Consider the following 20,825-nt stretch of genomic DNA (forward strand, 5'->3'; position numbering starts at 1 on the left):
GCAACACTTGCCGAACTGGCGAATGGTTCACTCAGAGCCGAGTGAGAATCAACAGACGGCGTCCGGAATCTTCATGTTCGCCCCGAGATTGCCTCCGAATAGAGATGGCAGTACTCTGGCTGGACGAGATACGGGCCAGCGACCTCGAAGCCGTCGGCGGTAAAGGCGCATCCCTCGGTGAACTGACCGCCGCAGGGCTCCCTGTACCACCCGGGTTCGTCGTGACCGCGGGCACGTACCGAACATTCATCGAAGAGGCAGGCATCGACGAAGAGCTGTTCGAGGCGGTCGACGTCGACGTCGACGACTCGAAGGCCCTCGCCGCAGCCGAAGAGCGCGCGAGCGAACTCATCCTCGGGACGCCGTTCCCGGACGACCTGCGCGAGGAGATACTCTCCGCGTACCACGACGTCGGCGACGGACAGGCCTTCGTCGCGGTCCGCTCCTCGGCGACCGCCGAGGACCTGCCGGACGCGTCGTTCGCGGGCCAGCAGGAGACGTTCCTCAACGTGACCGAGGACGAACTCCTGGAACGCGTGAGAGAGTGCTGGGCGTCCCTGTTCACCCAGCGCGCGATATACTACCGCCAGCAGCAGGGGTTCGACCACGCCGACGTCAACATCGCTGTCGTCGTCCAGCTGATGGTCGACGCCGAGAAGTCCGGTGTGATGTTCACCAGCCACCCCTCGACGGGCGAGCCGAAGATGATAATCGAGTCCGCGTGGGGCCTCGGCGAGGCCGTGGTCTCCGGGACCGTCTCGCCAGACAATTACGTCCTCGACCGCGCGTCCGACGAGGTGCTCGAAGTGACGGTCGCGGACAAGAAGATACAGATGATAAAGGACCCCGACACCGGCGAGACCGTCGAGGTCGCGGTCGACGAGGAGAGACGCCACGAACGCGTCCTCTCCGACGAGGAGCTCTCGAAGCTCCGTGAACTCGGCGAGACCGTCGAGGAGCACTACGACACGCCCCAGGACGTCGAGTGGGCCATCGTGGACGGCGAAGTGTTCATGCTCCAGTCCCGTCCCATCACCACCATCACCGAGGGAGACATCGGCGAGGCCGACGAGACGCGTGTCGACGCGGAGATCGCCGAGGAGGCCAGCACGAGCACCGACGGGAGCGGAAGCGTCGGCGTCGAGAAACAGGACATTCTGGTACAGGGACTCGGCTCCAGCCCCGGCGTCGCGTCCGGTAACGCCAGAATCGTGCGCAAGCTCGACCAGCTCGACAAGGTCGGCGAGGGCGACATCATCGTCACCGAGATGACGACCCCGGACATGGTACCCGCGATGAAGCGGGCTGCCGGTATCGTCACCGACGAGGGCGGGATGACCAGCCACGCAGCCATCGTCTCCCGCGAACTCGGCGTCCCGGCCGTCGTCGGGACGGGCAACGCCACCTCGATGCTCGACGATGGGCAGCTCATCACCATCGACGGCGACAAGGGGACCATCCGCGAGGGTCGCGTCGAGACCGAGGAGCAAGAGCGCGAACCCGTCGAGGAGGTCCGTCCGCAGGCGCCCGTCAAGCCGATGACCGCGACCGAGGTCAAGGTCAACGTCTCGATTCCGGAGGCGGCCGAGCGCGCAGCCGCCACGGGGGCGGACGGCGTCGGCCTGCTCCGCATGGAGCACATGATTCTCTCGACGAACAAGACGCCCGAGAAGTACATCGCCGACCACGGCGAGAAGGCGTACGTCGACGAGATCGTCGAGGGCGTCCAGCGGGTCGCCGAGGAGTTCTTCCCGCGGCCGGTTCGGGTCCGCACGCTCGACGCGCCGACCGACGAGTTCCGCCAGCTAGAGGGCGGCGAGTCCGAGCCCTCGGAGCACAATCCGATGCTCGGCTACCGCGGTATCCGCCGGAGCCTCGACAAGCCCGAGTTGTTCAAGCACGAACTGGAGGCGTTCCGCCGCCTGTTCTCGATGGGCTACGACAACGTCGAGATAATGTTCCCGCTCGTCAACGACGCAGAGGACGTGTTGCGGGCCCGTAACCTGATGGAGGAGGTCGGCATCGACCCGAAGAAGCGTCGCTGGGGTGTCATGATAGAGACGCCCGCTTCGGCGCTGTGCGTCGAGGAGATGGCCGACGTCGGCATCGACTTCGCCTCGTTCGGAACGAACGACCTCACCCAGTACACGCTCGCGGTCGACCGGAACAACGGGAACGTCGCCGACCGCTTCGACGAACTCCACCCGGCCGTGCTCGAACTCATCGGCCAGACCATCGCGACGTGTCGCGAACACGACGTCGCCACGTCCATCTGCGGGCAGGCCGGCTCGAAGCCCCAGATGGTCCAGTTCCTCGTGAACCAGGGTGTCTCGTCCATCTCGGCGAACATCGACGCGGTGCGTGACGTCCAGCACGAGGTCAAGCGGGTCGAGCAGAAGCTCATCCTCGAATCAGTTCGCTGACAGGGACTGTCGTCGCGATTTGCCGGCACGCGCCGACCCCGGCCCGGGTCGGCGCGATTCGGAAAGACGCTACAGTCGTTCCTGTGATGTCTCACGTTCGCTTTCTCTCAGGTAATCGGGATTCGTCCTTTTCAGTGAACCTGACTTCTCTCTGTAGTATGAGAGCTATCGCCAGTGTCGCGCTCGTGACAGTCGTCGTGCTGGGCGGCTGCATCGGCGGCCTCGGAGCCGTCGATTCGACAGGAGCAAGCAAAGCAGACTATCCCCCGGGAGTGACCGCTGACGGCATCACAGACCCGACCGCGTTGCTGATGGCCCACGAGGACGTCCTCGCGAAGACCGGGTACGAACTGTCGTTCGAACTCGACTACCAGGCCAACGACACCAGTGTGAGCCAGTCGAAGGAGGTTCGTGTGACCGAGGACGGGTCGTTCCTGCTCACCGAGCAGTCGACCTACGGTGACCAGACCCTCACCCGGTCGCTGTACAGTGACGGAACCACCGCGTACGAACGCAACGAGTTCGCCGGCCAGGAGAGCTACAGCGGCTACGACGCCGAAATCGCCTACGGCGAACTGACCGGCAGCGACGTCCTGCAGTCGTTCCTCACGACGGTCGACTACACCGCATCGGAGGCGACGCGCAATGGGGAGGCGTTCACACTGCTGAAGGCCGACCGTGTGTCTGCTGACCCGTTCGGTCTCGGTGAGGGGACGACCGTCACCTCGACTGCCGCGGTTGGCCCGGATGGGCTCGTGAAGACGCTCGATGCGACCGTGACGAAAGGCGAACAGACCGTGACCATCGCGTTCAGTGTCGCGTCGGCCGACCCCACGGTCACCGAACCGGCGTGGGTGAGCGAGAACCGTGACGAGATGACCATCGCCGACCTCGACTACACTATCGAGGGGGACGCCCTCAAGGTGAAACACGTCGGTGGTGACGTACTTCCGGAGGGGACCGAGATAACGCTCGTCGTGCAGGAACGTGCGGCTGACGGAGATGTCACCGTGACCTACGCAACGCTCGATGCCGACCTCGCCCCCGGCCAGACCGCGACGGTCCACAACGTCGGCTCGGAGACTGAAGCCACCGCGTACGTCGGGAGCCACGAGGAACCCGAGGGTGCGTCGGTCATCGACGGCATCGTCGAGGTGACCGTCCGTGACGGCATGTCGCTCGTCGACCTGTCGTACCTCTCCAGCGACGAGTAGTCGAGTGACAGCCGCCCCGCCGTTCAGAACCAGAACGGCGTCGGGGAGAACAGTGCGGTGACCAGCGCGCTCACGGTGAGCACGCCTGCGCTGACCAGGACGTGGCGGGCCCCGCCGACGCCGAGTCGGCCGGTCGCCCGTTCGACGAGTACGTTTTCAGGACCTCGCCGCCGTCGAGTGGCTACACCGGGAGCGTGTCGACGTCACGCTTCGAGCTGTGTTCACAGGACGCTGGGGCGAATCTATCGGCGGCCCTGCTCGCGACCCGACCCACGCCTGCAGAGAACGCAATCCCTAAATTCCGCAGGCCGTACCGTATGGATATGCGCGGCCAGCCCCAGGACTTCGACCGGGTTCTCTCCTCGATGTGCACACCACCGCACCCGGTCGCCCGCGAGGCCGCAGAACGGTACCTCGCCACGAACCCCGGCGACCCCGCGACGTATCAGACGGTCGCCGACCTCGAAGACGACGCGGTCGCCATGCTCGGCGACATCGTCGGCCTCTCCGACCCCGCAGGCTACATCGCCAGCGGGGGCACCGAAGCGAACATCCAGGCGGTCCGGATGGCGCGCAATCGCTCGGTGTCGAGCGACCCGAACGTCGTCGTCCCCGAGAGCGCGCACTTCTCGTTCCAGAAGGCTGCGGACGTGCTGGCCATCGAGTTGCGAATCGCGCCGCTGACCGACGACTACACCGTCGACCTCGGCGCGGTGAAACGCTTCTGTGACGAGGACACCGCGGGCATCGTCGGGGTCGCCGGCTCCACGGAGTACGGTCGGGTCGACCCGATTCCGGAACTCGCGCGTATCGCCCACGGGCACGATGCGCTCTTGCACGTCGACGCCGCCTGGGGCGGCTTCGTCCTCCCGTTCACGGACCACGAGTGGCACTTCGGCCACACCGCCGTGGACACCCTGACTATCGACCCGCACAAGATGGGCCAGGCCGCGATTCCAGCAGGTGGCCTGCTCGCCCGCGATGACGAACTGTTCGACGCGCTCGCGGTCGACACGCCCTATCTCGAATCCGCGAAACAGGCGACGTTGACTGGGACCCGCTCCGGCGCGGGCGTCGCCAGTGCCGCGGCGGCCATGCAGGAACTCTGGCCCGACGGCTACCGCGAGCAGTACGAGACCTCGGTCGCCAACGCCGACTTCCTCGTCGGGGAACTGCGCGAGCGGGGCTTCGACGTGGTCGAACCCGACCTGCCCATCGTCACTGCCGAGGTCCCGCCCGAACTGTTCCAGGCGCTTCGAGAGGAGGGCTGGCGGGTCTCTACCACCGGTTCAGACGAGATGCGCGTGGTCATGATGCCCCACGTCACCCGCGAGATGCTGTCGGCGTTCCTGCAGGATATCGACCGACTCCGCCCCACCGTGAACATCAACACTTAGGTTTCGGCGGCGGTGAGGCTCTGTCAGTGACAGCCGTACTCACGACTGGATCTCTCATGCTCTCCGACCCAGTGGTTCTCGCCCCGTGGTTCGACTACCACTGGCTCGAAGCGGCAGTCGAAACCGCGACCGGCTGGGTCGGGCTGGGAATCATCGCGATCTACTCGTTCCTCATCGCGTTCGTGTTGCCACTCCCCAGCGAGATCGTCCTCGCACCGAAACTCCAGCTCGGGGTCCCGCGCACCCTCGAACTCGGGCTCATCATGGTCGCCAGCGGCCTCGGCAAGGCCGGCGGCAGCGTGTTCGCGTTCCACATCGGTCAGGAAGCCAAGGAAGCCGGTCCCGTCGTCCGGTTCCTGAAACGCTCGCGCTTCGACGTCATCGAGTGGTCAGAGAAGCAGACGGTCGAACTCGCACGCAAGTACGGGTACGCCGGGCTCGCCATGGCGCTGTCGGTGCCCTTCTTCCCCGACACGCTCTCTATCTACGCCTTCGCCGTGCTCGAAGAGGACTACCTGAAGTTCGCTGCCGCGACCTTCGTCGGCAGCGTCGGGCGGTTGCTGGTGACGGTGCTCTTTTTCAGTGGCGCGTTCGCGCTGCTGTGAGCCGAGCCGGCGATTCGCACGGTTCTCGACCCCCGAGAAGCAGCATCTCGATATATCTCCTCGGCTAGCGTAGCTTCTCACATGAACCTCAGACTCAACTCCAGACTCGTCAGCGGTGGTGTCATCGTCCTCTTCGGTCTCCTGCTCCTGCTCGGGACCACAGAGACCTACGACACGGCCCAGCTCTGGCTGTTCGTCCCCAGCGTGTTCGTCCTGCTCGGGGTCTGGGCCATCGTCCAGAGCCGCGCCGCTAACCTCGTCGGCCCCGTGGTGTTGATACTGGTCGCCGGGACCATCCAGCTCGCGGCGCTCGACGTCCTGACCGACGCCATCGTCGAGGCCTACTGGCCCGTGCTCGTCGTCCTCGTCGGCCTCACCGTCGTGTTCGGCCGCCAGCTCCGCACCCGCGCGGTCGAGAGTGACGCGGAAGCCCTCGACGTCTTCGCGATGTTCGGCGGCGTCACCAAGCGTGCGACCGGCCCCACGTTCGCCCAGGCCGACGTGACCACCCTGTTCGGCGGCTCCGAACTCGACCTGCGCGACACCGAGCCCGTCGGCACCGCCCAGGTGGACGTGTTCGCCCTGTTCGGCGGCGTCGAGATTCACGTCCCCGAGACCTGGACCGTCCGCATGGAGGTCCTGCCCGTCTTCGGCGCGGCCGAGGACGAACGCCCGCGGGTGATTCGGGACGGTGAGGACGTGACCAGCCGTCGGGCCCGCAGCGACGACGTGGACCTCATCGTCACCGGACTGGTCGGCTTCGGTGGCGTCGAAGTGAACTGATTTTCGGCGTTTTTCTGGATTCTCGATTTCCGGCTGGGGAGGGTGTGGTTGCGGAGCGGGGCGGTTGCGGTCATATACGCTAGCGAGGCTCTGTTGAAATCCTATCGTTCCAACAGTTGTCTCGCTGGAATAGCCGTTAGGTAGGTGTGCGTATTGAACAGTACTACTGACTGCGATTGAGAATCAAGACACCAATAAGAAACGCGGTAGCGGCGAGAAGCGTTGAAAGGAAGGCCGTGACCCAGAGATTTATTCCGGTCACATTGGCTTGGTAGGTGACGATACTACTGACGACTATCCCAACGAGAATCGCAGTATATGATTGGCGAGTATTGATTCTTTCTCGCGGTTTATGGAACATACGAGATGTGAGAATGGTTCGCGTGTTAAGTCTACCCTCTATATCTAACGTTCAGAGTGCCTTGTCGATGTTGTGAGTGAGACACCCGATAACGAGTTCACGGAACTGCTTCCACCAGCGCTGTGAGCGGACGAATGCGCCGTACTTGCGTTTGAGGCGAGAATTTACGGTTTCGTTCTGACTACGCTGACCGTAGATGTCGGCGTCCAGTCGAGCGTTCCACGCTTTGTGGAGTGACGAGAACTCGCGGTGTTTGATGAGCGGACGAACACCAGTTTCACGGGCCAACGCGCGAACCCTCTGGTCGTCGTATCCCTTATCGCCAAGGAGAACCACTACTTCTCCGGTGTTTCGCTTGATGAGCGACGGCGCAATCTGCGAATCGTGTTTTCGCGTCGTAGTCACGTGTACGTCGAGAATCGCGTTCGACCTCGTGTCTACGAGAAGCGTGACTTTCAACTGCTGAATCGTCGACTTCGCTCGCTTCGTGTAGTGCTTCGAGGCGTGGCTCCGGTCGAAGCCGGAGGCGTCGATACCGACGACACCGTTGGTCGGGAGAAGTGTGACCGAGAGATTGAGAAGAACCCGCCAAACAGCCATATTGAGTCGATTGAACGCTTTACACAGCGTCGAAGGAGACGGGAGTTCCTCAAGGTCGATAGCGCTCTGAATCCGGGGCATCTCGATGAGTTCGTCGAGAAGCGTTCGGTACGTCGTATTCTTCCGAACCTTGAGGCACAGTAGAACGATGTGTTGGTGGAGTGTGTATCGGCGTTTCGAGAACTTCGAGGAGTACCGAGCGACAGCTCTTCGAGCCAAGTGATACGCCTGCTCAACAAACCGGAGTAACCGCGACCTCGGGAGGGCTTGCATTCGATCAAACTACCGGGCGAACCTGTAACCCTCTGAGGATTTCGACAGAGCCGCTAGCGAGAGTTCGCTGCTAGTCGACGCTGGCAACGGTTCGTCGTTCTTCGTTCCCATCGTGGTCATCCAACGACACGACTATCGCTGGCGTCCACGACCGCACCTCGCCCTCCCCAGCCGATTGCGATGCTCGTTCCGCTACCGCTCCACTGCGCTTCTCATCCCTCGCGCGACACCGGCTCACGACCTCACTAACGTTCGGCACGCGAGCCGGCGCGCGCCAGAGTCGTAAGCGGGGTAGCACACAGCACACACCACGACACCTTTTTATCCGACTCACGACCAACACCGAATAGTGACAGCTACGACCCGTCACGTCCCCGAGAACCGCCGTATGCGCATGGCGTGAGCCATGCCTGGCGGGTGGGCCGGGGTTGCGGGTCGGTCATACGACTTCTCCGCGCGGTCTGAAAGTCAGGTTCCGAGGAATGCCACAGCGAGAGCGAACCGTCTACAGAACAGACCGGAATCAGCGGGTTTTAGGCCCGCACGATAGCAGACGATACCATGAGCAACGACGACTTTCCCACGGAGAACACCGCGGTGGTGACGTGTGGGTTGCCGTACGCCAACGGCGACCTCCACGTCGGCCACCTGCGAGGCTACACGAGTGCAGACACGTTCAACCGCGCGCTTCGCAAGCTGGGCCAGCAGACGGCGTACGTCTGTGGTTCGGACATGCACGGAACGCCCATCGCGGTGAACGCCGAGAAGGAGGGCGTCTCGCCCGAGGAGTTCTCGCTGCGCTACCACGAGCAGTACGAGGAGACGTTCCCGCGCTTTAACGTCGAGTTCGACAACTACGGGCACACCCACGACGCGACGAACACGGAGATGACCCAGTCCATCGTCCGCAAACTGGAGGACGAGGGCTACGTCTACGAGAAGGAGATAAAGGTCGCCTGGGACCCCACAGAGGACCAGCCGCTGCCGGACCGCTACGTCGAGGGCACCTGCCCGTACTGTGGCGAGCACGCCCGTGGCGACGAGTGTGACGAGGGCTGTGGCCGCCACCTCGAACCCGGCGAAATCGAGGACCCCGTCTCCTCGGTGACGGGCAACCCGGCCGAGTACCGCGAGCGCCCGCACAGGTTCTTCGAGGTCTCAGAGCTGTCCGAGTACCTCACCGAGTTCCTCGACGGGCTGGAGGGCACGAGCAACGCGAAGAACCAGCCCCGCGAGTGGATCGAGAGCGGGCTGCAGGACTGGTGTATCACCCGCGACCTCGACTGGGGTATCGACTACCCCGGCGAGAACCCCGAGGACCTCGTGCTGTACGTGTGGGTCGACGCGCCCATCGAGTACATCTCCAGTACGAAGCAGTACTCGGACAGGGTCGGGGCCGAGGAGTACGACTGGGAGAACGTCTGGAAGGACGACGACGGGGAGATAATCCACGTCATCGGCCGCGACATCATCCAGCACCACACCATCTTCTGGCCGGCGATGCTCCACGTCGCCGAGTACAACGCCCCGCGGGCCATCTGCGCGACCGGGTTCGTCACCATCAACGGGAAGGGCCTCTCGACCTCGCGGAACCGCGCCATCTGGGCACGTGAGTACCTCGACGAGGGCTTCCACCCGGACCTCCTTCGCTACTACCTGACGACGATGGGCGGCTTCCAGCAGGACCTCGACTTCAGCTGGGACCGCTTCCAGGAGCGCGTCAACGGCGAGCTGGTGGGGACGGTCGGGAACTTCCTCTACCGCAGCCTGCTGTTCGCCCAGCGGAACTTCGGCGGCACGCCGGACGCAGACGTGTCCAAGGAGGTCGCAGAACGAATCGAGCAGGCCATCGACGACTTCACCGACGCCGTCAACGAGTACGAGATTCGCCGCGCGGGCGACGCCGCGGTCAAACTCGCCCAGTTCGGTAACGAGTACATCCAGCAGCACGAACCGTGGAAACTGGACGACGAGGAGGCTGCGCCGGTCATCCGCGACTGCGTCCAGATCGCCAAAGCCGTCACGCTCCTCATCGAGCCCGTCACGCCCGGCAAGGCCGAGGAGGCCTGGAACCAGTTCGCCGGCGAGGGTGACGTCCACGAGGTCACGGTCGACGCGGCACTGGAGCCGCCGGCCGCCGAGTTCGACGAGCCCACCGAGCTGTTCGAGAAGGTCGAAGACGACCGCGTCGAGGAGCTGAACGAGAAGCTCGCCGAACGTGTCGCCGCGGCCGGGGCTGCCGACGAGGACGACGAAAGCGAAAGTGACGAGACCGACGAGGGCGAGCCTGGAGACGTGAGCGACGAACTCGAACCCCTGCTGGACTCTCGCATCGGTTTCGACGACTTCCAGGACCTCGACATCCGCGTCGGCCGCATCGAATCGGCCGAGCCCATCGAGGACTCGGACAAGCTGGCGAAGCTCGAAGTCGACATCGGCTTCGAGACGCGTCAGGTCGTCGCGGGCATCAAGCAGCTCCACGACCTCGAGGAGCTACCGGGCACGAAGGTCGTGTTGCTCGCGAACATGGAGAAGGCCGAACTGTTCGGCGTCGAGTCGAACGGGATGGTGCTCGCGGCTGGCGAGCAGGCCGACCTGCTGACGACCCACGGCGACGCCGAGCCGGGCACGAAGGTCCGGTAAGACGGCGCTCTCTCGATTCTCTCTTTTCCTCTCGCAGTTCCGTAGTCGACAGAACGCTCTGCATCACTCTCTCTGCCTGTGGTGTCCCTCGCCCGGGCCTGCTCTTCGTCGGCCTACATGTCAGTGACGAGTTCGGCGAAGTCGTCGGTCGGGATAACCTCCATGGTCTGCATGTCGAGACCGTGGCGCTCCATCGCGAGTGCGACTTTGAACGCTTCGTCGCGGTCGGCCGCCTCGAAGATGACGATGAAATCGTAGTTCCCGAGGACAGCGTACGTGTCTTCGAGCGTCGCGTCGAACGCGTCGACTTCGCTGTGAATCTCGCCCCAGAGCGAGGCGAGTTCTTGCACGTTGTTGATCTCTCGGTCACGGACGCGAACGAGGGAGGTGTACATCCCCATGTGACCATGTACCAGACAGCGAGTGGAAATGGTTGGGCATGATTACTGGAAGATGGCAGCCCACTCCGGGCGATGCGGGGTGTTGCACCGACCCACGACCCACGACCGACGGACAGGGTACTCGAAACCGAGTAAAACACTGGGATTTTTGCCGCCCTCCGGCGTAGGCGGTCGTATGCGAAACGCCAAGATCGTCTGTACGCTCGGGCCGGCGACCGACACGGTCGGTCGCATCCGGGCGTTGGCGGACGCCGGGATGTCGGTCGCGCGCCTCAACTCCAGTCACGGTGACCTGGAGACGCGTGCGGCCATCGCCGACCGGGTACGACAGGTGGACAAGGAGACAGAGAAACCCCTCGCCACGATGGTCGACCTGCAAGGGCCCGAGGTACGGACGGCCCCGCTGGAAGAGCCCATCGAACTCGAAACGGGTTCGACGGTCCGGTTCCACGAGGGCGACGAGGCGACACCCGACGCGGTTGGCCTCTCCTACGACATCTCGTCGGTCTCGCCGGGCGACAGCATCCTCCTCGACGACGGGCGCATCGAGGCGACCGTCGAGCGCGTCGACGGGTCGGACGTGTACGCGACCATCGAGATGGGTGGTGAACTCGGTGGCCGCAAGGGCGTGAACATGCCCGGCGTCGACCTCGACATCGACGTTGTGACCGAGAAGGACCGCGAGGACCTCGAACTCGCCGCCGAGAAGGAGGTCGATTTCGTCGCGGCGAGTTTCATCCGCAACGCCGCCGACGTACTCCACGTCAGTGAGGTCCTCGAAGAGTTCGGCGCGGACATCCCCATCGTCGCGAAGATAGAGCGAGCGGGGGCGGTCGAGAACCTCGAAGAGATAATCGACGCCTCCTACGGCATCATGGTCGCCCGCGGTGACCTCGGCGTCGAGTGCCCAATGGAGGACGTCCCGATGATACAAAAGCGCATCATCCGGCGCTGTCGCGAGACCGGGACGCCGGTCATCACGGCGACGGAGATGCTGGACTCGATGATTCACGAGCGCCGTCCGACCCGCGCGGAGGCATCGGACGTGGCGAACGCGGTTCTCGACGGGACCGACGCCGTCATGCTCTCGGCCGAGACCGCCGTCGGTGACCACCCGCTCCGCGTCGTCGAGGCGATGGACCGCATCGTCCGGCAGGTCGAGTCCAGCGAGGAGTACGCCGAGATGCGCGAACAGCGCGTCCCGCCGGCGAGTGACTCCCGCACCGACGCCCTCGCCCGCTCTGCGCGCTACCTGGCCCGTGACATCGGTGCCAGCGCGGTCGTGGCCGCGTCCGAGTCCGGGTACACGGCGCTCAAGACCGCGAAGTATCGCCCGGGCGTTCCCGTGGTCGCGACGACGCCGACCGACCGGGTTCGCCGCCAGCTCGCGCTCTCGTGGGGGGTGAACGCCCAGTACGCACCGTTCGACCAGGACGGCGTCGACGCCGTCATCCAGAACGCGGTGCAGGCCGCGCTCGACGCGGGTGTCGCCGAGAGCGGCGATACCGTGGTCGTCCTCTCCGGGATGATGACCGACCTCGAGGGCGCACAGACGACGAACATGCTGAAGGTTCACGTCGCCGCCGAGGCCCTCGCGGCCGGGCGCGGCGTCGTCGCTGGCTACGTCTCTGGCCCGGTCGAACACGTCGACGACGGCGACCTCACCGGCGTCCCCGAGGGTGCCATCGTCACCCTCGGTCCGGACTTCGACGCGGAGTTCGAGGGCGACGTGTCCAGACTCGGCGGTATCGTCGACGCGCGGCCGGGCATGACGGGCTACCCCGCGATGATCGCCCGGGAAGTCGGCATCCCCATGGTCTCTGGCGCGGACCTCTCCGAGGTCGCCGACGGGACGACCGTCACCATCGACGCCGAGCGCGGGGTCATCTACGAGGGCGCAATCCACCGACGACAGGATACCCGTCGGTGACCCGTCCGGTTTAGTAGCCTGAGCGCGTACTGTCTCCCGTGACAGACGACTCCGCCGACGACCAGTACCGGTTCAGCCTCGACGACCTGAAGGACGACGAGGAGGAGACTGGCCGTCACGACGCCCGCGCAGTCGAGATGGGGCCGTACGACCCCGACGAGGTCATCGAGTCCGGTTCCATCGACGGTGAGAACGCACTGTTCGTCGTTCTCGGTGTCCTCGCCATGGTCGCGTTCTTCGTGCACCTGGTGACACTGCTCGGGTGACGGACCGCCCCGTAGCGACGGCCGGAACGCCCGACGACGACGTATCGTACCGCGTTCGCCCGTCTGCAAAATTTTAATCGGCCCCGGTCCTAACCGACGCACATGGCACCGTTACTCGACGTCGACCTGTTGCCCCTCCTCCTGTTCCTCGCTGGAACGGGACTGATGATAGCGGAGGCTCTCGTTCCCGGTGCGCACTTCATCGTCATCGGTGTCGCCCTGTTCGTCGCCGGACTCGTCGGGATGTTGTTCTCCCCACTCGGGACACCGTTCGCGCTGGCGGCGATGGTGCTCGCCGTCGGCTTGCTCACGTTCTACGTCTACCGCGAGTTCGATTTCTACGAGGGAACCGACCGCGGCCAGACGAGCGGGTCGGACGACCTCCGGGGCGCGACCGCCCGCGTCACGGAGACGGTCACCTCGACCAGCGGGCGGGTCCGCCTGCTCGACCGGGGCGGGTTCGACCCGAACTACACCGCCCGAAGCGAGTGGGGTGACGAGATTCCAGAAGGGACCGAGGTCATCGTCACCGACCCCGGTGGCGGGAACATCTTGACAGTCGCACCGATGGACACCGAGGACGACATCGACCGTGAACTCCGTCGCGAACGCGAACGCCGTGAACGGGAAGACGGCGAGACGGAGACAGCGTAATCTGGCTGGTATTATCGAAACTGCAACAGGAAGGCTTTTGTAATCTGCTTCCCGGGTTGATATTATGGAGATACTTCCATTGCAAGGGGCAGCGACCTTCGGGTTCGTCGCCGCGATTATCGGAATCCTGATAATCGTGGCGCTGGCCTCGGCGGTGAAGATCGTGCAACCGACGGAAAAGCGCACGCTCACCGTCCTCGGGCAGTACCGCGGCCTGCTCGAACCCGGGTTCCACCTGGTCCCTCCGTTCGTCTCTAGTACGCAGAGCTTCGACATGCGTACCCAGACGCTCGACGTCCCGCCCCAGGAAGCCATCACCCGCGACAACTCCCCGGTCGTCGCGGACGCCATCGTCTACATCCGCGTGATGGACGCGAAGAAGGCCTTCCTCGAAGTCGACGACTACGAGAACGCGGTCCGGAACCTCTCGCAGACGACGCTGCGTGCCGTCATCGGGGACATGGAACTCGACGACACGCTCAACAAGCGACAGGAGATCAACGCGCGCATCCGCGAGGAACTCGACGAACCCACCGACGAGTGGGGTGTCCGTGTCGAGAGCGTCGAGGTCCGCGAGGTCAACCCCTCGAAAGACGTCCAGCAGGCGATGGAGCAACAGACCTCCGCCGAGCGCCGTCGCCGTGCGATGATTCTGGAAGCGCAGGGTGAACGCCGCAGTGCCGTCGAGCAGGCACAGGGTGAAAAGCAGTCCAACATCATCCGCGCACAGGGTGAAAAGCAGAGTCAGATCCTCGAGGCGCAGGGTGACGCCATCTCGACCGTCCTCCGTGCGAAGTCCGCCGAATCGATGGGTGAGCGCGCCGTCATCGACAAGGGGATGGAGACGCTCGCGGAGATCGGCACGTCCGACTCCACGACGTTCGTCCTGCCCCAGGAGCTCTCCTCGATGCTCGGCCGATACGGCAAGCACCTGACCGGTAGCGACGTCAAGCAGACCGAGACCGCCCTCGACAGTCTGGACTTCGACACCGAGACCCGGGAGATGCTCGGGCTCGACGACATCGAGGACATCATCGGTGCCATCGACGAGGAGGCCGAACTCGACACCGAGAAGATGGAAAAGCAGGCCGAGGCGGTGAAGATGGGTGACGACCCGACGGAGATCAAGGACCCTGACGAGGTCATCGAGGAGGCGGACCAGGGTATCGCTGGCGGCGACTACGACGTCAGCGACGACATGTCCGATTCGTTCACCAGCGCCGAAAAGAAGATGGGAGACCCCGAAAAAGAGCCGGAGACCGAGAAGTAGCGAAGGCGTTTTATCGCTGGGGAAGCATAGAAAGAAACGAACAATGGGCGAACGCGGCGAGGTCGACGAACAGAAACGCGCCACGTTGCGGCGCTTCGCTGCAGTCGGCGCGGCCAGCCCCTTCGCCCGTTTTACGGACGACGATTCGACCGGCGAGAGCGACGTCCGCGACGCCATCGCTGGCTACCTCGCGGCGACGCCTGGTGCCCACTTCTCCAAGCTCCGTGACGACCTCAAACTCGGCACGGGCGAGACCCAGCATCACCTGAAACGACTCGTCGACGGCGGCGCAGTGGAAGTCCACCGCGACGGCGACTACAAGCGACTCTATCCTGCCGAGCAGTTCTCCGAGTTCGAGAAGACGGCGCTGGGCTACCTCCGGCGTGACACCCCGCGTGGGATGCTCGTCGAACTCCTGCGCGACCCGGACGCGACCGGGTCCGCGCTCGCAGACGCGCTCGGCGTCTCGCGCCCGACCGTGAGCAAGTACGCGAAGGAACTCGACAGCGCTGGCTTGCTCTCGCGCGAGGACGGTTACCGGGTCGAACGACCCGAGACGGTGCTGTTGCTCGTGGTCCGCTACGCGGATTCGTTCGACGCCAATGCGGCCCGACTCGCGGGTCAGGCGGACCAGCTCGTCACGTTCGACCGCTGATACTGAAAACGGGAAGAAGACCTCAGGCGTTCGGGAGCGTAAGCTCCGGCTCCGACGGTTCCTCTGTCGCCGCCACGGACTCGTCCGCCGCGAGCGTGCCGAGCAGGTCGACGCCCTCACACAGACTTTCGAGATACGCCTGCACGGTCACGTGTTCGCCCTCGCTCGCGGTACAGGGGAGTACCGCCGCCAGGTCCTCGCCCTGTCGAACCGCGATACAGACGAACGGGGTGACGAGTTTCTCGGTCGTCTCGCCGGTGAGCAGGTTGTCGTCCCGTCTGGTGACGAACGACTGGTCGATGCGGACGTCTGCGGTTGCGGCCCAGTCACGGAAGGCCTCGTAGCGCCGTGAGGTCTCCGTAGAGCGGTCCGCGCGGACCGCCTTCGGCCAGGTGTGGACGTCGTACGAGTCCACGATGCCCAGCTCGCGCAGGTCCCGGACAGCGTCCAGAATCGCCTCTTGTGGGGCCGAGACTGGTGCGTAAGCGCGCAGGTAGACGTCGATTGTGAGTGGTTGGTGAGTGGTCATCCTTCCCCCAGCAGTCCTTAATCATTGTTCATTATTAAACTAGCCCTTCCGTGGCAACATCTGCCAGCGGTGCTACCTGTGTGGGGAATGAGCAGAAAGGACCGCCGGTCGGACCAGCGGGGTGTGGGATGACGGGCGGGGTCGGGTCACCAGTGCGGGTGTGGGCTGGGCCGGGACGACACCGGGGGTGGAATGACAGGTGAACGGCGACGGAGTGGGGTCACAGGCGGATACCAGCGCCGGTGGCCCCGTCAGACCGAGACCTTCCAGGTCGTCGACGAGGAGTAGCCCCACTTCTCGACGTTCACGTCGAAGTCGCCGCGCTGGATGGCGGTCATGTTGGTGCCGACCTCCTTCGCGGTCATACCGAGGTCGTCGCCGATGAGGCGAGACTTGAAGTACGTCTTGGTTTCACCCTTCTCGCGGAGGTACGTCAGGATGCGGCGCTGCTTGTCGGACAGGTCGAGGGTCGCGGCGGAACTCGTGCTCATACTACTGCAGATGCGAGCCGTTCCCTTAGGGGGTTTGGTACGGGGAGTTAATCCACCGCCGTCTTGCGGTTCTTGTGTCCGAAACAGACCGGGACGAACGCTCTGTCACCCCTGTTGGTACACGAGGGTAACGCCGGCCCAGTGGCGGGAACCTTCAGAAGCTACTTAGGCGCGGATGGCTCAGTTGATGCCAATGAGTACGGAGTCGGTCGACGTCAGCGTCGTCCTCCCCGCCTACAACGAGGAGCGGACTATCCGGGGGACGGTGGAGACGACGCTCACCACACTCGAATCCTTCCTCCCGGCCGGCACCTTCGAGGTCATCGTCGCCGAGGACGGCTGTGACGACCGGACGCCCGACATCGCAGACGAGATGGCAGCCGCGGACGACCGCGTCCGACACTTCCACTCCGACGAGCGACTCGGCCGCGGGGGCGCGCTCGAACGTGCCTTCGAGGCCAGCCACGGCGACACCCTGGTCTACTTCGATACGGACCTCGCGACGGACATGAAACACCTCGAAGAGCTCGTCGAGAGCATCCGGACCGAGGGGTACGACCTCGCGACGGGGTCGCGCTGGATGGCAGGCCGCGAGGCGGACCGGCCGGCCAAACGTGGCATCCCGAGCCGTGGATTCAATTTCCTCACACGTCTGTTCCTCCGCTCGGACCTGCGCGACCACCAGTGCGGGTTCAAGGCGTTCGACCGCGAGGCGTTCCTCGCGCTCCAGCCAGAGGTCGAGGACAACCACTGGTTCTGGGACACCGAGATGCTCGTCAAGGCCCAGCGTCGCGGCTTCCGGGTGAAGGAGTTCGCCGTCGACTGGGAGCCAAAGGGCGACACCAAGGTCGACCTCGTGCGAGACGTGTTCGGGATGGGCAGCCAGATCCTCCGGACGTGGTGGGAACTCTCCGTGAGCCCACGGGTGAACCGTCGCGTGAGCCTGGTCGCCGGGACGCTCCTCTCGACGGTCGCCATCCTGCTGATGGCGTTTTACTACCTGGAGTGGGAGGTCGTGCTCGACCACATGGGCGCGGCCGACCCGGTGTTCGTGGTCGCCGCGGCGGTCGTCTACCTGGTCTCGTGGCCCATCCGCGGCCTTCGCTACCGCGACATCCTCGACACCATCGGGTACGACAGCGACACCAGATTCCTGACCGGCGCGATATTCATCAGCCAGACGGGGAACCTCGTGTTCCCGGCGCGACTCGGTGACGGGGTCCGAGCGTACGTGATGAAGGTACGCCGGCGGGTCCCCTACCCGTCCGGGTTCGCGTCACTCGCCATCGAGCGCGTCTTCGACCTGCTGACCATCGCCGGGCTGGCCGGCGCGGTGATGCTCGCGCTCGTCGCGACGGGGAGCGCGGACGACATCGCCGCCGCCCTCGCAGGCGAAGCGGTCCCGCAGGAGTACGCCCAGTACCGGTCGGCAGCCGAGTACGCGTCGTACGTCGCGGCCGGGGTGGGCATCGCGGCCGTCGCCGCCGTCACCGCCATCTTCGCCTCGGCGCGCTCGGACCGTGACCTCGTGAGCCCGTTCGTCGCACGTCTCAGCGACGACTCCTACGCCATCGTGGTCGTGAACGTCATCAGGGGCTTCGTCACGGACGTTCAGGCCGTCACGAAAGACGGCAAGGCGTTCGCGGTCGTGGGCTCGACTAGCCTGCTCATCTGGACGCTGGACGTGGTGACGGCGATGGTCGTGATGGCCGCGGTCGGTATCGACCTCCCGCTCGCGCTGTTCGTCACGGTTGGCTTCTTCGCGGTGAGCGTCGGGAACCTCGCGAAGGTCCTGCCGCTCTCGCCGGGTGGAATCGGCCTGTACGAGGGCGCGTTCACGGTCTTCGCGGTCGGGCTGGCCCCCGGCATCTCGGTCGAACTCGCCATCGCCGCGGCGGTCGTCGACCACGCGGTGAAGAACGTCGTCACCATCCTGGGCGGCCTGGTCTCGATGGTGTCGCTCAACGTATCGCTGACGACGGCACTGGAGGAGAGTTCAGAAGCCCGCGAGGCAGCAGAGCCGGCGGGTCAGGAGTAACTCGGTCGTTTGGTCGGTTTTCAGGAGCGGTAGTGCGGTGTCACGAACGGTCCCAGCGCACCAGCGACCGCGCTCTCCAGTGCGCCCTGCCGGTCGATGGCCCCGCCGGTGAACACGCCGATAGCCCCTTCGCTTCGTGCGACGTCGTCGCGGTCGAACTCGTCGTTCATCACCGGGCCGAGCTCTTCGCCGTCACGGACCCTGTCGGCCACACCGTCGGGGAGGCGGATGCTCGGGCCGGCGGCGCGTTCGACCCGGGTCCCGTCGAAGACGGCGGCCCACATGACGAGGTGGAGGTCGTCGGGGGCGTCGGTGTCCGCCGACCGCGGCTCGGGCGCGAGGTTGGCGACCCCACCTTCGATACCGACGCCGAGGTCGAACGCGTCCGTCTCGTAGGCGCGCCGGGCACGGTTTGCCGCGCCGGTTATCGTCTGGTCGAGGCCGCGGGGCTGTTCGGGCACGCCCGAGTCCACGGCGACGGGCTCGACGACGACGCCCGGCAGTGTTTCGAGGGCTCGCTCGGTCGCTGCCACCTTCACGGGGTTCTGGCTCCCGATGGCGACTCGCATCGACGAAGAACACGGTCGCCACGCAGATGTGCGTTGTCATCGCCGCTCGCACAACTATATATTAAATTTTCTATTTTGACACGAGTTTGGCCGTATCACATAGGAATTCGTGGCAAATAGAGAAAAATTCCACAACACTTAATACTGGCCTCCACATCGCACATCTACAGCACCAGCGCTTCCGGGTTTCTCCAGGACAGCTCCTGCCCGGTAGCCCCCGCCTTCGCACCCATGCCAAACGCACGAACCCGAACACGAGTAAGCAGTACCGAAGAGAAAACGAAAGACAGCAGCCTCCAGTGCCCCGAATGCGGTGGGCACGTCGTCAGTGAGGGCTCCGAGACGGTCTGTGACGACTGTGGCCTCGTCGTCGAGGAGGACCAGGTCGACCGCGGCCCGGAGTGGCGCGCGTTCGACGCCCAGGAGAAGAACGAGAAGTCCCGCGTCGGTGCCCCGACGACCAACACGATGCACGACAAGGGGCTCTCGACCAACATCGACTGGCGGAACAAAGACGCCTACGGGAACTCGCTTGGCTCGCGCCAGCGCGAGAAGATGCAGCGCCTGCGCAAGTGGAACGAGCGCTTTCGCACCCGCGACTCGAAAGAGCGCAACCTGAAGCAGGCACTCGGCGAGATAGACCGGATGGCCAGCGGCCTCGGCCTCCCGAAGAACGTCCGCGAGACCGCCTCGGTCATCTACCGCCGCGCGCTCAACGAGGACCTGCTCCCGGGACGCTCCATCGAAGGCGTCGCGACCTCGGCCGTCTACGCCGCCGCACGCCAGGCCGGCGTCCCGCGCAGCCTCGACGAGATCGCCGAGGTCTCGCGCGTCGAGAAGAACGAGGTCGCACGCACCTACCGGTACGTCGTGCGCGAACTCGGGCTCGAAGTCGCGCCCGCGGACCCCGAGAGCTACGTCCCGCGCTTTGCGTCCGGACTTGAACTCTCCGACGAGGCCGAACACCGCGCGCGCTCGCTCCTCAAGAACGCCAAGGAGAAGGGCGTCCACTCCGGGAAGTCCCCGGTCGGACTCGCAGCCGCTGCAGTGTACGCCGCCTCGCTGCTGACCAACGAGAAGACCACGCAGGCCGCCGTCAGCGACGTCGCCGACATCTCCGAGGTCACCATCCGGAACCGCTACCACGAACTGCTCGAAGCCGAGGACAACCTCGGTCTCATCTGAGCTACAGGTCGAGAAACGCCGCGTCGTAGGTGACGCGGCCGCCGATTCTCTCGTCTCTTTTCGCCCCTAGCCACTGCACCTGGAAGTCCTCGTCTGGCAGGTCGAACGGGTGCGAGAGCCCGTATGGCGTCGCCGGCTCGAAGCCAAAGCGCGAGTAGAACGCCGGGTCGCCGTGGAGGACGACGAGGTCGTACCCCGCCTCGCGGCACGACCCGAGTCCGTGCCGAATCAGCCGGGTTCCGATACCCTCGCCCTGCCGGCCGGGGCGGACCGCGACCGGCGCGAGCGTGAGCGCCGCGTCGCTCCCGGCGACCGAGACCTCGGTGAACAGGACGTGCCCGACGATGTCCCCGTCGGCGTCGGCGACGATGGAGAGGCCCGGGACGAACGCCTCGCTCTCGCGGAGCGACGCGACGAGTTCGGCTTCGTCGTCGGTCGGGAAGGCGGCGCGGTGGACCGTCTCGACGGTCGCCCGGTCGGCGGCCGTCTCGGGGCGGAACTGACACACGACCGTCGAGAGGCCACGCTCCAGAATCAC

Annotated in this window: 19 protein-coding genes; 13 read left to right on the plus strand and 6 right to left on the minus strand. The window is 65.0% G+C overall.

The window, feature by feature from the left end; all coding sequences use genetic code 11:
- Positions 1–104 precede the first annotated feature (104 nt).
- From ppsA to ACSC1R_RS09430, 5 genes are all read left to right on the plus strand, one after another.
- The gene (gene ppsA, locus ACSC1R_RS09410) at positions 105–2,423 is read left to right on the plus strand and encodes a pyruvate, water dikinase (RefSeq protein ID WP_439025490.1); all 2,319 of its coding nucleotides are present in this window, start codon (positions 105–107) and stop codon (positions 2,421–2,423) included.
- A 158-nt stretch (positions 2,424–2,581) separates the two neighbouring features.
- A complete protein-coding gene (locus ACSC1R_RS09415) occupies positions 2,582–3,637 on the plus strand; it encodes a hypothetical protein (protein ID WP_439025491.1) in 1,056 nt (351 codons plus the stop codon).
- 323 nt (positions 3,638–3,960) lie between these two features.
- Positions 3,961–5,034, plus strand: coding sequence for a tyrosine decarboxylase MfnA (gene mfnA, locus ACSC1R_RS09420; RefSeq protein ID WP_439025492.1), 1,074 nt, complete (start codon positions 3,961–3,963; stop codon positions 5,032–5,034).
- Between the two features lie 56 nt (positions 5,035–5,090).
- Positions 5,091–5,639, plus strand: coding sequence for a YqaA family protein (locus ACSC1R_RS09425; protein ID WP_439025493.1), 549 nt, complete (start codon positions 5,091–5,093; stop codon positions 5,637–5,639).
- An 81-nt stretch (positions 5,640–5,720) separates the two neighbouring features.
- Positions 5,721–6,422 (plus strand): LiaF transmembrane domain-containing protein, encoded by a 702-nt coding sequence (locus ACSC1R_RS09430; protein WP_439025494.1) that lies wholly within the window; start codon positions 5,721–5,723, stop codon positions 6,420–6,422.
- Between the two features lie 412 nt (positions 6,423–6,834).
- Here ACSC1R_RS09430 and ACSC1R_RS09435 read toward each other — a convergent pair whose 3' ends face one another.
- Positions 6,835–7,656 carry an IS5 family transposase gene (locus ACSC1R_RS09435; protein WP_439025495.1) on the minus strand — a complete coding sequence of 274 codons (822 nt, stop codon included), beginning with the start codon at positions 7,654–7,656 and terminating at the stop codon, positions 6,835–6,837.
- A 561-nt stretch (positions 7,657–8,217) separates the two neighbouring features.
- Between ACSC1R_RS09435 and metG the strand changes: the two genes are divergently transcribed.
- Positions 8,218–10,299 (plus strand): methionine--tRNA ligase, encoded by a 2,082-nt coding sequence (gene metG, locus ACSC1R_RS09440; protein ID WP_439025496.1) that lies wholly within the window; start codon positions 8,218–8,220, stop codon positions 10,297–10,299.
- Between the two features lie 113 nt (positions 10,300–10,412).
- Here the strand turns inward: metG and ACSC1R_RS09445 are convergent, their stop codons facing one another.
- Positions 10,413–10,700 carry a GYD domain-containing protein gene (locus tag ACSC1R_RS09445; RefSeq protein WP_439025497.1) on the minus strand — a complete coding sequence of 96 codons (288 nt, stop codon included), beginning with the start codon at positions 10,698–10,700 and terminating at the stop codon, positions 10,413–10,415.
- Between the two features lie 175 nt (positions 10,701–10,875).
- Between ACSC1R_RS09445 and pyk the strand changes: the two genes are divergently transcribed.
- From pyk to ACSC1R_RS09470, 5 genes are all read left to right on the plus strand, one after another.
- A complete protein-coding gene (gene pyk, locus ACSC1R_RS09450) occupies positions 10,876–12,630 on the plus strand; it encodes a pyruvate kinase (protein ID WP_439025498.1) in 1,755 nt (584 codons plus the stop codon).
- A gap of 38 nt (positions 12,631–12,668) precedes the next feature.
- A complete protein-coding gene (locus ACSC1R_RS09455; RefSeq protein ID WP_439025499.1) occupies positions 12,669–12,896 on the plus strand; it encodes a DUF7312 domain-containing protein in 228 nt (75 codons plus the stop codon).
- Positions 12,897–12,998: 102 nt separating this feature from the next.
- The gene (locus ACSC1R_RS09460; RefSeq protein WP_439025500.1) at positions 12,999–13,550 is read left to right on the plus strand and encodes an NfeD family protein; all 552 of its coding nucleotides are present in this window, start codon (positions 12,999–13,001) and stop codon (positions 13,548–13,550) included.
- Positions 13,551–13,614: 64 nt separating this feature from the next.
- On the plus strand, positions 13,615–14,820 hold the full coding sequence (locus ACSC1R_RS09465) for an SPFH domain-containing protein (protein ID WP_439025501.1): 1,206 nt from the start codon (positions 13,615–13,617) through the stop codon (positions 14,818–14,820).
- Positions 14,821–14,863: 43 nt separating this feature from the next.
- The gene (locus ACSC1R_RS09470; protein WP_439025502.1) at positions 14,864–15,475 is read left to right on the plus strand and encodes a winged helix-turn-helix transcriptional regulator; all 612 of its coding nucleotides are present in this window, start codon (positions 14,864–14,866) and stop codon (positions 15,473–15,475) included.
- A gap of 22 nt (positions 15,476–15,497) precedes the next feature.
- Here ACSC1R_RS09470 and ACSC1R_RS09475 read toward each other — a convergent pair whose 3' ends face one another.
- Both ACSC1R_RS09475 and ACSC1R_RS09480 read right to left on the minus strand, forming a co-directional pair.
- Positions 15,498–16,004 (minus strand): HTH domain-containing protein, encoded by a 507-nt coding sequence (locus ACSC1R_RS09475; RefSeq protein ID WP_439025503.1) that lies wholly within the window; start codon positions 16,002–16,004, stop codon positions 15,498–15,500.
- A 251-nt stretch (positions 16,005–16,255) separates the two neighbouring features.
- Complete coding sequence (locus tag ACSC1R_RS09480) at positions 16,256–16,495, minus strand: DUF7123 family protein (protein WP_439025504.1); 240 nt, start codon at positions 16,493–16,495, stop codon at positions 16,256–16,258.
- A 193-nt stretch (positions 16,496–16,688) separates the two neighbouring features.
- Here ACSC1R_RS09480 and ACSC1R_RS09485 point away from each other — a divergent pair, with 193 nt between their 5' ends.
- Positions 16,689–18,533 (plus strand): flippase-like domain-containing protein, encoded by a 1,845-nt coding sequence (locus ACSC1R_RS09485; RefSeq protein ID WP_439025505.1) that lies wholly within the window; start codon positions 16,689–16,691, stop codon positions 18,531–18,533.
- A 20-nt stretch (positions 18,534–18,553) separates the two neighbouring features.
- Here ACSC1R_RS09485 and yjjX read toward each other — a convergent pair whose 3' ends face one another.
- Complete coding sequence (gene yjjX / locus ACSC1R_RS09490; RefSeq protein ID WP_439025506.1) at positions 18,554–19,102, minus strand: inosine/xanthosine triphosphatase; 549 nt, start codon at positions 19,100–19,102, stop codon at positions 18,554–18,556.
- Between the two features lie 231 nt (positions 19,103–19,333).
- Here yjjX and ACSC1R_RS09495 point away from each other — a divergent pair, with 231 nt between their 5' ends.
- Complete coding sequence (locus tag ACSC1R_RS09495) at positions 19,334–20,287, plus strand: transcription initiation factor IIB (protein ID WP_439025507.1); 954 nt, start codon at positions 19,334–19,336, stop codon at positions 20,285–20,287.
- A 1-nt stretch (position 20,288) separates the two neighbouring features.
- Here the strand turns inward: ACSC1R_RS09495 and ACSC1R_RS09500 are convergent, their stop codons facing one another.
- A complete protein-coding gene (locus ACSC1R_RS09500) occupies positions 20,289–20,825 on the minus strand; it encodes a GNAT family N-acetyltransferase (protein ID WP_439025508.1) in 537 nt (178 codons plus the stop codon).

Source organism: Haloarchaeobius ordinarius, from assembly GCF_051801355.1.
Taxonomy (GTDB): domain Archaea; phylum Halobacteriota; class Halobacteria; order Halobacteriales; family Natrialbaceae; genus Haloarchaeobius.